The sequence below is a fragment of the Candidatus Electronema sp. TJ genome (genome assembly GCF_048287355.1).
Classification (GTDB): Bacteria; Desulfobacterota; Desulfobulbia; order Desulfobulbales; family Desulfobulbaceae; genus Electronema.
Genome location: NZ_JBLWEP010000015.1, coordinates 1 through 12,218, shown reverse-complemented (window position 1 = coordinate 12,218; position 12,218 = coordinate 1). Strand labels below are relative to the sequence as shown.

Annotated in this window: 12 protein-coding genes, 1 tRNA gene, 1 other RNA gene and 1 pseudogene; 7 read left to right on the top strand and 8 right to left on the bottom strand. The window is 57.7% G+C overall.

The genetic code is table 11. The annotated features are described in order from the left end of the window. A partial coding sequence (locus tag ACNKID_RS02230) for a glycosyltransferase family 4 protein (RefSeq protein ID WP_417911800.1) occupies nt 1-750 on the top strand: 750 nt, incomplete at its 5' end. On the opposite strand, the gene ACNKID_RS02225 is transcribed toward ACNKID_RS02230, so the two are convergent. Then, nucleotides 707-1,054 carry a hypothetical protein gene (locus ACNKID_RS02225; protein ID WP_417911799.1) on the bottom strand — a complete coding sequence of 116 codons (348 nt, stop codon included), beginning with the start codon at nt 1,052-1,054 and terminating at the stop codon, nt 707-709. The genes ACNKID_RS02230 and ACNKID_RS02225 overlap by 44 nt on opposite strands. Before the next feature lie 193 nt (nt 1,055-1,247). Between ACNKID_RS02225 and ACNKID_RS02220 the strand changes: the two genes are divergently transcribed. After that, on the top strand, nt 1,248-2,141 hold the full coding sequence (locus tag ACNKID_RS02220) for a PHP domain-containing protein (protein WP_417911798.1): 894 nt from the start codon (nt 1,248-1,250) through the stop codon (nt 2,139-2,141). Further along, nucleotides 2,119-3,510, top strand: coding sequence for a sigma-54-dependent transcriptional regulator (locus ACNKID_RS02215; protein ID WP_417911797.1), 1,392 nt, complete (start codon nt 2,119-2,121; stop codon nt 3,508-3,510). The genes ACNKID_RS02220 and ACNKID_RS02215 overlap by 23 nt, the downstream gene beginning before the upstream one ends. A 6-nt stretch (nt 3,511-3,516) precedes the next feature. Here ACNKID_RS02215 and ACNKID_RS02210 read toward each other — a convergent pair whose 3' ends face one another. From ACNKID_RS02210 to dnaA, 7 genes are all read right to left on the bottom strand, one after another. Then, on the bottom strand, nt 3,517-4,344 hold the full coding sequence (locus ACNKID_RS02210; RefSeq protein WP_417911796.1) for a M48 family metalloprotease: 828 nt from the start codon (nt 4,342-4,344) through the stop codon (nt 3,517-3,519). 31 nt (nt 4,345-4,375) lie between these two features. Beyond that, nucleotides 4,376-4,474, bottom strand: an RNA gene (ffs, locus tag ACNKID_RS02205) — signal recognition particle sRNA small type. 27 nt (nt 4,475-4,501) lie between these two features. Further along, nucleotides 4,502-4,587 (bottom strand) — tRNA-Ser (locus ACNKID_RS02200). Nucleotides 4,588-4,728: 141 nt separating this feature from the next. Further along, nucleotides 4,729-5,223: a nucleoside deaminase gene (locus ACNKID_RS02195; protein ID WP_417911795.1), complete on the bottom strand. Its 495-nt coding sequence runs from the start codon at nt 5,221-5,223 to the stop codon at nt 4,729-4,731. Between the two features lie 9 nt (nt 5,224-5,232). Continuing rightward, complete coding sequence (locus ACNKID_RS02190) at nt 5,233-6,408, bottom strand: multiheme c-type cytochrome (RefSeq protein ID WP_417911794.1); 1,176 nt, start codon at nt 6,406-6,408, stop codon at nt 5,233-5,235. Nucleotides 6,409-6,517: 109 nt separating this feature from the next. Continuing rightward, nucleotides 6,518-6,934 carry a tRNA (N6-threonylcarbamoyladenosine(37)-N6)-methyltransferase TrmO gene (gene tsaA, locus ACNKID_RS02185; protein WP_417911793.1) on the bottom strand — a complete coding sequence of 139 codons (417 nt, stop codon included), beginning with the start codon at nt 6,932-6,934 and terminating at the stop codon, nt 6,518-6,520. Nucleotides 6,935-7,294: 360 nt separating this feature from the next. Further along, nucleotides 7,295-8,695 (bottom strand): chromosomal replication initiator protein DnaA, encoded by a 1,401-nt coding sequence (dnaA, locus tag ACNKID_RS02180; RefSeq protein ID WP_417911792.1) that lies wholly within the window; start codon nt 8,693-8,695, stop codon nt 7,295-7,297. Between the two features lie 398 nt (nt 8,696-9,093). Between dnaA and ACNKID_RS02175 the strand changes: the two genes are divergently transcribed. From ACNKID_RS02175 to ACNKID_RS02160, 4 genes and pseudogenes are all read left to right on the top strand, one after another. Continuing rightward, the gene (locus ACNKID_RS02175) at nt 9,094-9,642 is read left to right on the top strand and encodes a tetratricopeptide repeat protein (protein ID WP_417911791.1); all 549 of its coding nucleotides are present in this window, start codon (nt 9,094-9,096) and stop codon (nt 9,640-9,642) included. Between the two features lie 358 nt (nt 9,643-10,000). Further along, nucleotides 10,001-10,284, top strand: a pseudogene (locus ACNKID_RS02170) (methionine--tRNA ligase); the annotation flags it as partial. A gap of 226 nt (nt 10,285-10,510) precedes the next feature. Continuing rightward, on the top strand, nt 10,511-11,326 hold the full coding sequence (locus ACNKID_RS02165) for a DUF2971 domain-containing protein (RefSeq protein ID WP_417911790.1): 816 nt from the start codon (nt 10,511-10,513) through the stop codon (nt 11,324-11,326). Between the two features lie 448 nt (nt 11,327-11,774). After that, nucleotides 11,775-12,218, top strand: a 444-nt coding sequence (locus ACNKID_RS02160; protein WP_417911789.1) for a transposase, incomplete at its 3' end; no start/stop codon positions are given.

Here is a 12,218-nt window from a genome sequence, read left to right as displayed (position 1 = left end):
CTGCTGGTGCGCTGCTGTTTTATCATGAGCAGGCAGATAGTCACGGTCAGCCCGTCCTTGCAGCAAACCTTGGCTGCATACTTCCCTGCCTTTGCCGACAAGATCAGCGTGATAGCCAACGGCATCGCTCCGGCCTTTTTCGCAGCGGGTGAGAGGCGAGACTATGCCGCCGCACCGCCGCGCTTTCTCTACGCCGGCAATCTGCTGCCCGGCAAAGGAGTGCAGGTGATTCTTGAGGCGGCGGCAGCTTTGTCCGAAACAGATTGGCTCTTGGACATCGTCGGCGACGGGCCGGAGCGAGAAAAGCTGGAGATATTCTGCCAAGCAAACGATCTGAGCGGCAAGGTGCGCTTTCATGGCGCAGTTGCGCCGGAGCGGATGCCGGAGTTCATGGCTAAGGCGGATGTTTTTGTTTTCGCCAGTTTTGCTGAAGGCAGGCCAAACGTGGTGCTGGAAGCAATGGCTGCTGGGCTGCCAGTGCTGGCCAGCAGCATTCCAGCAGTGCAAGACTTGATCACGCCGGGCAAAGAGGGGTTGCTCTTCCCGCCCGGCGATGCGCGGCAATTGGCCGTGCAGATGACGCAGCTTCTCAGCAGTTCGGCAGAACGGCGCAGCATGGGCGAGCAAGCCCGCCGCACTGTGGCCGAGCTCGGCCTGCGCTGGGAGGAAACAGGGCGCAGGTATGCCGCGCTCTACGAGAGTGCAGTTAGTTCGGCAAATCCTCTGTCGTGCCCAGCACCTTCGCGCTGATCGTCCGCCTTGTCTTTTCGTCCGGCTCCGGCTCCTTCCAGCTGATGAATTGCTCGGTCACTCGCATGTAGTCGCCGTTGTCCTGCTTGCACTGAGCGCAGACGGATTCCGCCTGATCGCGGTACATGATGATCTTGCTGGCCGGTTCGCCTGCCAGGCTCACCGCCGCCATCTTGCGGCAGCCGCAGCTCAGCCGAATCACAGCCACGCCAACCGCCTCCGGGCTGCCTTCCAAGATGCCGGCGATCATCGCCTTCTCGCCCTGCTCCGGGCTTCGTTGTGTCTTTTTTTTAGTAGCCGCCATCGCTGAACGCTGTTTGAGAGATGAATAATGCTCTGCCGCAAAGAAATGCTCCTTTTACTGGCCTGCTGACCGCTGGTCAACAGAAAATTTCCGTCTGCGCTTCCAAGCGGCGCAAATGCGTTCTTGCAATTATACGCCGGGTGGTATAAAATTTTGAATTTACACTCTCTCTCATCTCAGCACTTATCTCCATATGTGCGTTGATCTTCACACCCACTCTGTCTATTCCGACGGCACCGCCACTCCGCTTCAGCTCATCCGCATGGCGGCGGCGAGCGGGCTGGCCGGTTTCGCCCTGACAGACCACGACACGGTGGAAGGCGTGACCGAAACCATGCAGCTGGGCGCGGCGCATGGCGTGGAGGTGATCAGCGGGCTGGAACTCAGCGCACGGCACGGCGAGGGCTGCGTGCACATTCTCGGCTACGGCGTGGACTTGGCCAATCCTCAGTTCTGCGCCGCCCTGTCCCGGCTCCAGCAGGGACGCGCCGAGCGCAACGTGCAGATATTGGACAAATTAGTCAAGCTCGGCATCGCCATAACGCTGGAGGAGACCGAGCGGCTCTCCGGCTGCGGCCAAACCGGCAGACCGCACATCGCCCGCCTGCTGCTGGCCAAAGGCTATGTGCAGAGCTTGAACCAAGCCTTCACTCTCTACCTCGGCAGAAACAAAGCGGCCTGGTGCGGGCGATTTGCCTATTCAGCAGCGGAAACCATTGCTATAATACACGAAGCTGGCGGCGTGGCAGTGCTGGCCCATCCCGGCATCATAGACCCGGAGCTGAAAGCCCAGCCGCAGCTCATCCGTGAGCTGGCCGAACGGCATTTAGACGGATTGGAGATTCACTATCCCGGCCACAATTACACCATGGTGCAGCTCTTCATCGGGCTGGCCAAGCAGCATGGCCTGCTGGCCACCGGCGGCAGCGACTATCACGGCGACAGCCGCATCCGGGGTTTGGCCGGCAGGGCGACCGGTTTCTTTCCGCCCGACTCGATCATGGAGCAGCTCCGTGATCGCCTGCGCACGCGCACCCGAACCTCGACATTTAACGCATCAGACCATGCAGACCATACTTGTTGTTGACGATGAGCCGAATTATCTGATTGTTCTTTCCGAACTGCTGCGCGACGAGGACTACGAGGTCTTCACCGCCGACTGCGGCCCGGCTGCCTTGAAAGTCGCCCGCGAGACTGACCTCGATCTGGTGCTGACGGACATGAAGATGCCGGGCATGGACGGCATCGAGCTGCTGGCCAAGCTGAAAGAGTTCAACCGCCATCTGCCGGTGATCCTCGTCACCGCCTACGCCGAGGTCGGCAAGGCGGTGCAGGCCATGCACCTCGGCGCGTTCACGTATTTGGCCAAGCCTTTCTCTAACGAGGCTCTGATAGCCGCCGTGCGCAAGGCGGTGGAGCATTACAGCCTGATCCGCGAGGTCAACCGGCTGCGCACCGAAGCCACCTACAAATCCGGCTTCGGCGGCATGATCGGCAAGAACCCGAATATGCAGGCTGTCTATCGGCTGATTGAGAAGGTGGCTCCGGCACTGTCTTCAGTGCTGATCACCGGCGAGTCCGGCACCGGCAAAGAATTAGTCGCCCGCGCCATCCACAACCTCAGCCCGCGCAAGGAGGCCCCGTTCATCTCTGTCAACTGCGCCGCCCTCTCCGAGCACCTGCTCGAAAGCGAGCTGTTCGGGCACGAGAAAGGCTCCTTCACTGATGCTGCCTACATGCGCAAAGGCCGCTTCGAGCTGGCCGACACCGGCACGCTGTTCCTTGATGAAATAGGGGAAATGGCCTTGCCCCTGCAAACCAAGCTCCTCCGCGTCCTGCAAGAAAAAGCCTTTGAGCGGGTGGGCGGCAGCAAGACGATCCACATTGACGTGCGCATCCTCGCCGCCACCAACAAGGATCTGAAGGACGAGGTCGACAAGGGCAATTTTCGCGAAGATCTGTACTACCGCCTCAATGTCATCCGCATTCAGATGCCGCCGCTGCGCGAGAGGGTGGATGACATCCCAGCCTTGGTGCAGCATTTCTTGGAAAAAAACAGCCAGCGACTGGGCAAGGAGAAGTTCGAGATCACGCCGGAGGCCATGCGGCTTTTAGTCAGCCTGCCGTGGGAAGGCAATATCCGCGAGCTGGAGAACACCATCGAGCGGGCGGCCATCCTCTGCAACAATTGCCGCATCGAGGCTGAGGATGTGCAGCCGGATTCCAGTCAGCTGCCTTCAGCGCAGGAATGGAGTGCCGGAGTGGAGCTGGAGCAGTTCGTGCCTGCCGGGCTGCCATTGGCCGACATCCTCAACGGCATCGAGGAGAAACTCGTCCGCCAAGCCTTGGAGGAGTCGGAGCAGGTGCAGGCCAGAGCGGCGGAAAAGCTCGGCATCACCAAGAGCCTGCTGCAATACAAGATGAAGAAGTACAATCTTCAGCGGAAGAAAAAATAGCCCGGCTCACTGCGGCAGCAAGGCCAGCACCAAGCCCGCCAGAAAGGCCAGCTTTTCTCTCAGCCAAGCCCACACCGCCGCCGCCAGCCCGCTCGGCTCCTCGTCTACGGCCTTGCCGTCCAAACGGTCTCGCAGGCGGCTAGCCCGTTTTTCCGGGGCCGGGTGGCTGGAAAGAAAATGGTGCCTGCTGCCCAGCGTGGCCAGCTTGCGCAGGGCAGTGACCGCCGCCTCACCATCTTGCCCCCGGCTTTTGACGAAGGCCAGACCGTAATCATCCGCCTCGCGCTCCTCCTGCTGGGAAAACTGGGCGTTGAGCAATGCTTCAGCAAAATCTCCCAAGACCGAGCGGGCGATGTCTCCGGCTGTTCCCTCTTGCTGGGCTGCGACTCCTTTGCGCACCGCGCTGGCCGCGTAGACGAGCATCAGCTTTTTGCGGATGTGCTGGCGAGCCACATGGCCCATCTCGTGGCCGATGACAAAGAGCAGCTCCTGATCGCTCAGCATCTTCATCAATCCGCTGTAGAGACGGATCGTGCCGTCGGCCATGGCAAAGGCGTTGACCTCGTCGGTCAGATAAATCTGCACGTCATAGCTGTTGCCGTCCGCCCGCAGCGGGCCGTTGAGCAGCGCGGCCAGCCGCCGGGCTTCTTGGCTGTCCGGCGGCGCGAGCTGATTTTTGCCGTCTGCCAGCTCAGCGGCTTGGCGGGCGTAGAGCCGCACCTGCTCATCACTGAGCGTGACCGCCTTGAACGCGTCAAGACCGGCCTCCACCGCCAGCTGCGTGTCCACATTTTCACAGCCGACAAACAGCAGCAGAAAAAACGGCAGAAGCAAGAAAGATTTCATCGCGGCAAAATAAAAAAAAGACAGCCGGGCACCCCTGCAACACACAAGAAGTTTCGCTGCCGCTGCTTCCTTCCGGACCTGACGGGGTTCACGATTCCTTGTTGCGCAGGACCCGGCTGTCAAACTTGGGGTCATCTGTCAAATATGGCGGAGAGGGTGAGATTCGAACTCACGGTACTTGCGTACACACGCGTTCCAGGCGTGCACCTTAAGCCGCTCGGTCACCTCTCCTGAGCTGTGAAAAGCAACAGTCGGGACAAAGCTGCTCTCACCTTCCGCAGCCGCCTTGTGCTTCGCGGCATTGCTGCTTGCCGTCCTTTTTAAACCAAGTCCGGCTTTTTGACAACAGAAAAAACAGGACGCGGCTCTTTTTCAGCGCCGCTGCCGGAAGAAGTCCTTGAGGATGCCGCCGCATTCTTCCGCCCGCACCCCGCCAGTGACGCTGAAGCGGTGGTTCAGACAGCCGTCGCCGCCGATGCGGTAGACCGACTGCACACCGCCGCTTTTCGGATCCGCCGCGCCAAAGACAATCCGGCTGACGCGGGCGAAAAGCAGGGCCGCCGCGCACATCGGGCACGGCTCCAAGGTCACGTACAGGGTCGAGCCGGGCAGGCGGTAGTTGCCAACCAAGGCTGCCGCCATGCGCAGAACACGGATTTCCGCATGGCCGACAGGATCATTGGCTGCAACGCAGCAGTTGCCTGCCCCGGCCAGCAGGCTGCCGTCGGCACTGACCAGCACCGCGCCCACCGGGACCTCGTTTTGGGCCGCAGCGTGAGCCGCATGGCCAAGAGCTTGGCCCATGAACAAATCATCCTGCCGCTCATCACCCAGCGGCAGAGAAAACGCGACAGCAGCAGCCCTCACGCGTTCGCCTCAGCGCACCTTCACCGACTTTTTCGCCACTGAATAGCGTTTGTCGTTCACCCCGTCTTTGGGAATGCCGAAGGTGTCAATGGCCTTGGGCGGGAAGAGCAGATAGATCAGCTCCGCCTCGATCTCGCTGATCTCCGGGCTGTAAATCGGATAGCTCAGGCTGCGGGTCTCGCCCACTTTGAGGCGGGTGTCAAAGGCCAGACCTTCCGCAGCCCACGACGGCACCCCGACTTTGTCGCCTGCCTTGAAGGCTTTGAAGAAGACTGCCTGCTTGTCCTCCTTGAGCGGGTCTTCCTTGAAATTCTCCCAGATCACCGCGCCGTTTTTGTCCTTGGTCCGCACCTTGACAAAGGCCATCCGCATCGGGTTGGTGGACGGGAAGGTGTGTTCGGTGATGTTTTTCACGGTCACGACAACAGCCCGCTCCTTGCCGCCGCCCTCGATCTTCAGATCCAGAGCCGCCGCCTTTTGCAGCATGTCCAGATCATGGCCGCCCAGCACCCGGTGCGAGGCATGAATTTTGGCTGTTGAGCCAACCGCTGGAGCACCCTCGGTCGGCGGCATATGGCAAGTCACGCAATTGCCTATGCCTTCCTCAGTCATCACGCAGACCGGCACCTCGTGCGGGTTGATGTACTGGCTGTGGCAGCCCATGCAGACCTTGCCGTCAGCGAAAAGCGGCGACTGGGCAGTGGGATGCGGTGCTTTGGGGTTGGCTGGTCGGCTGGTGTGGTATGCGCCGTCTTTGCCCAAGGTGTATTGATCAAAGTTCTTGCCCTTGTCGACCGCCTCGATGCGATGGCAGAAAGTGCAGCCCACTCCGTCGGTCTGCGTCCAGTTGCCGCTGTCTGGCGCGGCCTCGCCGCTCATCAGGGCCTTGAGATTGTCGGCCATTGGCGCGTGGCAGGCCGCGCAGTGGTAATTGGCTTTTTTGCCCTGATCGGTCAGAAACTTGCTGAAGGCCTGATGCATGGCCTTGTGCGCGGAATCTTCATGCACAGAAGACTTGGCATGGAACGACTCCTGCCATTCCTTGTAGATTTCCGAATGACAGGCGGCGCACTGCTCGGATTTCTCCAGCGGCGCGGCCCCTTCAGGAATGTTGTGGGCCTGAGCGGCGGCGGACAGGCTGATGAGCAGGGCAGCGGCGGCAGGCGCGAGGACTTTGGACTTCATGGCTGCGTTCTCCTTGGGATGAAAAAAATGTTTGTTTCTGCTGTAATGGCGGAAAAACGCTATTCTACCGCCGCCGTGCTGAAAAGCAAGCAGGAAGAGCGGAATTGTCTCAGCCTTTCATCCGCTTTTTAAGGTCGAGAATGGGCGTGCCGTTGATGATGTCCAGGCCTGAGACTTCTATGCTGCCGCCGTTCACGGCCAGCACGCGCAGCTCGGAAACTGCGATCGGGTTGGGCCGCATCGGGCTGCGGGTGGCGAACACGCCATGCAGGCCCTTTGTTCTGTCGCCGCGCGGATAGACCTTGAGCGTGCTGCGGTCAGCGAGATGGAGCCAGAACAGCGTGGTTATCGTCTGCCCGGCAGCGATGCCAGCCAGCCCGTCATGATATTCGGGGAAGATTTCCAGAACGCCTGTGCGCTCGGATTCATCGTAAAAAGGGGGCGCATCCTCTGGGCGGAGGATGTCGCAATGAACCACGCCGATAAAACGGACTTCAGCCTGCTGCATGATGTCTATTCGCTCCAAGTGAAGGGTGCAAGGGAAACAGCGGCTGGTTGCAAGACGCTTTCGTTGCTGCGCGGCCAGCCTGCATCGGTCTGCTGCTCGGCAACAAGGAGTTTCTGCCGAGCACTAATTCTTTGCTGCCAAGCCGCAACCTTCTGCTGTTTGGCAACAACCTTCTGTTGTTCAGCCGCAGCCTTTTGTTGCTCGGCAAACAAAAGCTGCTGCCAAGCAGCACAAGGTTGTTGCTCAGCAGCAAAGAGCTATTGTCGGGCAGAAGAAGGTTGTTGTCAAGCAACACAAGGCTGCTGTTTAACAAAAACTCTTTGCTGTCAAGCCGCAGCCTTGTTCTGCCAAACCGCTTCCGGCTGCTTCTGGCTCAGCTCAGTCCAATGCGCCGGGCTGCTGCGTCCCCAGCTTGTCCGTCAGCATCTCCACCTGCTGGCGGACGCTGCTTTTCTGGGCGATGTCGCGGCTGACAGCCTTGATGGCGTAGAGCACGGTGGAATGATCGCGGTTGTAGAGGCTGCCGATGTTTGCCAGGGACTCTTCAGTGTATTTGCGGGTCAGATACATGCCGATCTGCCGGGGGAAGGAGACCGCCTGCTTGCGCGAGCGGGAGAGCAGCTCGTCAATGGAGACCCGGAACTGGCTGCTGACCAGCTCGCGGATGGTTTCGCCGTTGAGGCGTTTGCCCCTGCCGCCTTGATCAAAGCTGACCAGACCTTCCAGCACCTCGCGCACCATGTCCGTGTCCGGCTGAGTGTTGCAGAGGCTGGCTTTGGCCCGCAGACCGAGCAGCGCGCTCTCAATCCGGCGGATGTCGCCCTGAAGATGCTCGGCAAGCAGATGGACATGATCATCCCCCAAGGACAGGCAGCTGGTGGCGGCCTTGTGCCGGATGATCGCCGCTCTGGTGCTGTACTCCGGGGCCTTGATGTCTGTGACCAGACCGGAAGTCATGCGCGAGCGGAAATCCTCGTCCACGCCGTTGAGCGAGCGCGGAGCCACTGCCGAGGTGAGGATGACCCTTTTGCCGGCCTTGATCAGATAATCAAGAATGTTGTTCAGCTCCTCCTGGGTCTTGGTCTTGCCGCTCAAAGTGTGGACATCCTCGATCAGGAGCAGGTCGCAGCCCTGAATGAACTTGCCGGAGAACTGCTCCATGCTGTTCTCGCGGATGCACTTGACCATCTCGGCAGAGAACTGCTGGGCAGTGAGATAATGCAGACGGGTCTGCGGCGCACGGAGCATCACCTGATGCGCCACTGCCTGGGTGAGATGACTTTTGCCCAAGCCGGTGCCGGAGGTGAGGAACAAGCTGTTGCCAAAGGACGGATCTGCGTCAGCAATAGCCCGGCAGGCGGCGCGGGCCATCAAATTGGACTGACCAACCATGAACTGCTCAAAGGTGTAGCCCGGATGAAGCGAGCGCACCGAGGCCTTGAACTTGCTCATCCCTGGCAGGCGGAGCTGGCCGGAGCCGTTCGCCTCCTGCTGGGGCTGCGGCGCGGCGGCAACGGTCAGCAAGACCGCAGGCGGCGAGCCGGTCAAACTGCTCAGGCTTGCTTCAATCAGCTTCAGATAGCGGTCACGAACCCAAGCGCAAAAGAAGCGGTCTGGGCAGGCGATTTCCAGCATCTGCTGCGTCTCGCGCACGCAGGAGATCGGGTTGATCCAGAGGCTGTACTCGCTGACAGGCAGTGCGGAGGCCAGAGTTTGTTTGACAGTTTCCCAAAGCATAGGAGGAAGTTCGGCAAGAGTGAGGCTGAGGCAAGGCTGCATTACGTTGTACCTGAAAACAGCCGGAGCCGTCAAAAACGATACAGCCCGATTTGCCTTTCCACAAACCAGCTGCCGGCTCGGACTGCCGCCGCTGGATTTTCACCGCCTTGTGCGGCAGTCTGCGGCGAAACCCTGCGGAATGCTGGCTTTTTATCTGCTGCCGAAACATCCTCTCTCTTTCCAGTGCCTTGTCTTGACGCAGCCTGCTTTCGCCGCCGACCGCCGTTTGAAAAAATCTTCGCCATGCTCATCTAATCTCAACCGTTCTCTGAAAAGCAGCCTTTTCCGCAGAAGAGGCAGGCGGAGCAGGATAGGTACCCAATCCCTTGCGCAAGCGCGGCTTGTCTGCTACAAAATAAGCAGAGGCGGCTCAGCAATTGGACAGCAAAGGAGAGAAAATGAAACGTGCGGTCAAAAGGAAGATCTTGGCGGGCTGCCTGCTGGCAGCCCTGTTTTGTCCAGCGGCAGGCAGGGCGAATTCTTCGTCGGATGTGACAGTCACGCTGCCGCCGACACATCCGGCCGCAGCAGCCGTCTTGAGCGAGCGGGCCGGACAGCTGAAGGCGCAGGGCAGGCTGGACGAGGCGGAAAAGCTCTATCTGCAAGCCTTGGCAATCTGGGAGACCTCTCTGGGCAAGGAGCACCCGGCAGCGGCGAAGGGATTGAGCAATCTGGCTGAACTTCGCAAGGCGCAGGGACGGCTGGATGAGGCGGAGGCTTTGCACCGCCGCGCTCTTGCTCTCTGGGAGAATGCGCTCGGCAGCGGACATCCGTCCGTCGGCTTCAGCCTGCGCAGTCTTGCCCTGCTGCATGAGGCGCAAGGACGGCTGGACGAGGCGGACACTGTTTGCCGCCGCGCTGAAACTATTCTCAAAAATTCGCTTCCAGTCATGCCCGACGAGCTGCTGACAGATTGCCGCCGCATCCGGCAGCGGCTGGTCAAGTAGATAACGTCTTGGCTGTCAAGAGGTAAGACATCCAGACAGGCAAGACGGCGCATATTTTGGCTGGTAAGGGAGACGTGTTTTCAGCACGTAGTGACAACAGCGGCCATGTACAGCACAGCCCGAAGTTTGGCCGGACCTGTCTTCGAGAGGCGCGTCGACCGGCACCAGGCCCAAATAACACATGCAGGGAAGCATGGATTTTTCAAGATGTTACAGGTCACAACTTGGGTTAACATAAGCACCTCCCAGCGCATTGCAACAACTTTGTCCGCTTGCAGGTAAAATATTGGCAAACTATGCCCGATAAAGCTGCATCCAGCAATGAACCTTCAGCAGGCGGAACGGCCTGCGCATTTATTTTGGCAAAGTTGAGCTGCGGGTGGCAGAGATTGTCGCGGCAGAGAAAATCGCCAAGGCTGAAAAGCTGCTCAAGCTGACGCGGGTATCGCCAAGCATTATCAGCCGGAAGAGCTGATCGGGCGCAAGGTGATTATTGTGGCGAACCTGAAGCCCGCCAAGCTGATGGGAATTGCCTCGCAAGGCATGGTGTTGGCAGCGAAGGAGAAGGACGCAGATGGCAACGAGCGGTTAGTGCTTTCTGCCGTGGCTGCGGATAGTGCCGTTGGATCGAGGGTAGCATAAGAGGGAAATGGGTGTTCACGCTCCGGCGTGGAAATGATATTGCTACAGACTGTGCGGCTGTGACCAGCAAGCTGCCGGAGTTGAAGACGGTTGCGCAGGAAGAGCTGGCTTTCCCTGTTGACAGAGGCAGTCCCGATAGTTATCTGACTCATCAGGCAGCACCGTAAATTGGGCATCGCTCCGTTCTCTCCAATCTATATCATTAACTTGTTATGCAAATCAAACTATGCCAATAGTAAATTCAGGCCTTATTGGATTTGATGACTTCGAGCAGCAATTGTTTCTTGAAGGAACCATGCATATCCATCGGATTTTTCCGTTTGAACGGTTTGTTGATCTCGTTCGAAACCAATGGCTCGCTTTGGTCCGGCCTTCATGCTGGGAAGACCCCTTCGAAAATCCGTTCAACCGAATGATTACGGAGGCATTAACGGGTAAGAAGCTTCGACTTCCTCATTTTGAATCAATGCTCTTTGCTCAATGCTGGTCCTTTTCCGGTGAATCAGATGCAATGTGGCGCATTTACTCCACCGATAGACGCGGGATATTGGTAACGGCATCTGCTCAGGCCCTCTTAACCCTAGGAAAGCCGCAGTTCGAACCTCCAATGGAACAGGTGTTTCTTGGAAAGGTACAGTACAAATCTCAAGCCGAGTTGAAGGAAATGCTTGAATCTCAAGATTTCCTTCGCAATGTCCTTAGAGCACCAGCGTATTCGCCTGTTTCATCTAGTGTTATTCTTTATAAACGCGACTCCTTCAAGCATGAGGAGGAAGTAAGGTTGATTCTTTCTCGGCATATTTCCGAAGTACCTGGCGATATAGCCCGTTTTCAAATTCCGTTAGATAAAGTCATATTAAAGGTAACTTTGGATCCAAGACTCAGTGACGAAGAATTCGAGCGATATAGTTATTTAATTGACAAGATAGGATATAATGGACACATAGAGCGTTCATCGCTCTATTCCGTACCAGACTTTAATCTGGAAATACCCAGCATAGAGTGGTTATATGAAATCCCCATCCTCCCTGCTGCTTCCTGAAAAACATCGAGGGTTCTTTCTGGAAAACTTCGCTCGATGTCACAGCGCGTAGGCTGGGTTAGGTTAAGCAATAGCGAAATCCCAGCCTGTCCATTATCTTCATCCAAATTGCCTGCGCAGCGCGGCTTGTTGTGATGCCTCAGATGTGAAGGCGATGCAGCGCGTTTAACACCTATCAGTCATTCCTTGTTTGAAATGAGACGTTCTAAATTTGAAATAAGGCGTTGCAAACTTCAAACGAGCCATTTCAAACTTGCAACGGGTCACGGCCCGGAGCCGCGAGGCATTTGTTGCTTGAAAGGGGCCATTTTAAACTTTAAATGAGCTGCGGCAATTCCCGACACGGCGTATATATAGTTTTTCAAACCGTCTAAAGAATGAAATACTATGAACCTATCCCACTAATGCCTGAAAGGTGTTAAACTGCTCTCTCCAAGGAGGGCAGAGCATGTCAGGAAGATTTGAGGGAATGAGCGATGCGGAATGGAAGCTGTTTGAGGACATTTTTCCCGAAAAAGAAAGAAAAGGCCGTGGAATGCCTGCGGCGCATCCGCGCAAGGTTTTGAATTCGCTGCTGTTCATTTTGACAACCGGCTGCCGCTGGTGCGACTTGCCCAAGGGTGTACAATGGGCATCAAAAAGTTCAGCTCATCGCTGGCTGAAGACTTGGCATTCCGATGGAACGATTGACAAATTGAAAGCCCGGATTCTCGGAGCCGCCCAGAACGGGGGGCTGATACAGTGGAATTCAGGAGCCGTTGACGGCTCTTTCTCTTCCGGCAAAGGCGACGGAGCTGAAGTTGCGTATGGATATAAAGGAAAGGGTGTTCTGATCCATCTTCTTGTTGATGCGCAAGGAATGCCTTTGTCAGCATTTTCTGCTCCTGCGGAT

Bases quoted from the DNA above. Each gene is read 5' to 3' on its own strand.
- ACNKID_RS02165 (WP_417911790.1), top strand. From the start codon at position 10,511: ATGCCAATAGTAAATTCAGGCCTTATTGGATTTGATGACTTCGAGCAG.
- ACNKID_RS02175 (WP_417911791.1), top strand. From the start codon at position 9,094: ATGAAACGTGCGGTCAAAAGGAAGATCTTGGCGGGCTGCCTGCTGGCA.
- ACNKID_RS02220 (WP_417911798.1), top strand. From the start codon at position 1,248: ATGTGCGTTGATCTTCACACCCACTCTGTCTATTCCGACGGCACCGCC.
- ACNKID_RS02215 (WP_417911797.1), top strand. From the start codon at position 2,119: ATGCAGACCATACTTGTTGTTGACGATGAGCCGAATTATCTGATTGTT.
- ACNKID_RS02190 (WP_417911794.1), bottom strand. From the start codon at position 6,408: ATGAAGTCCAAAGTCCTCGCGCCTGCCGCCGCTGCCCTGCTCATCAGC.
- dnaA (WP_417911792.1), bottom strand. From the start codon at position 8,695: ATGCAGCCTTGCCTCAGCCTCACTCTTGCCGAACTTCCTCCTATGCTT.
- ACNKID_RS02225 (WP_417911799.1), bottom strand. From the start codon at position 1,054: ATGGCGGCTACTAAAAAAAAGACACAACGAAGCCCGGAGCAGGGCGAG.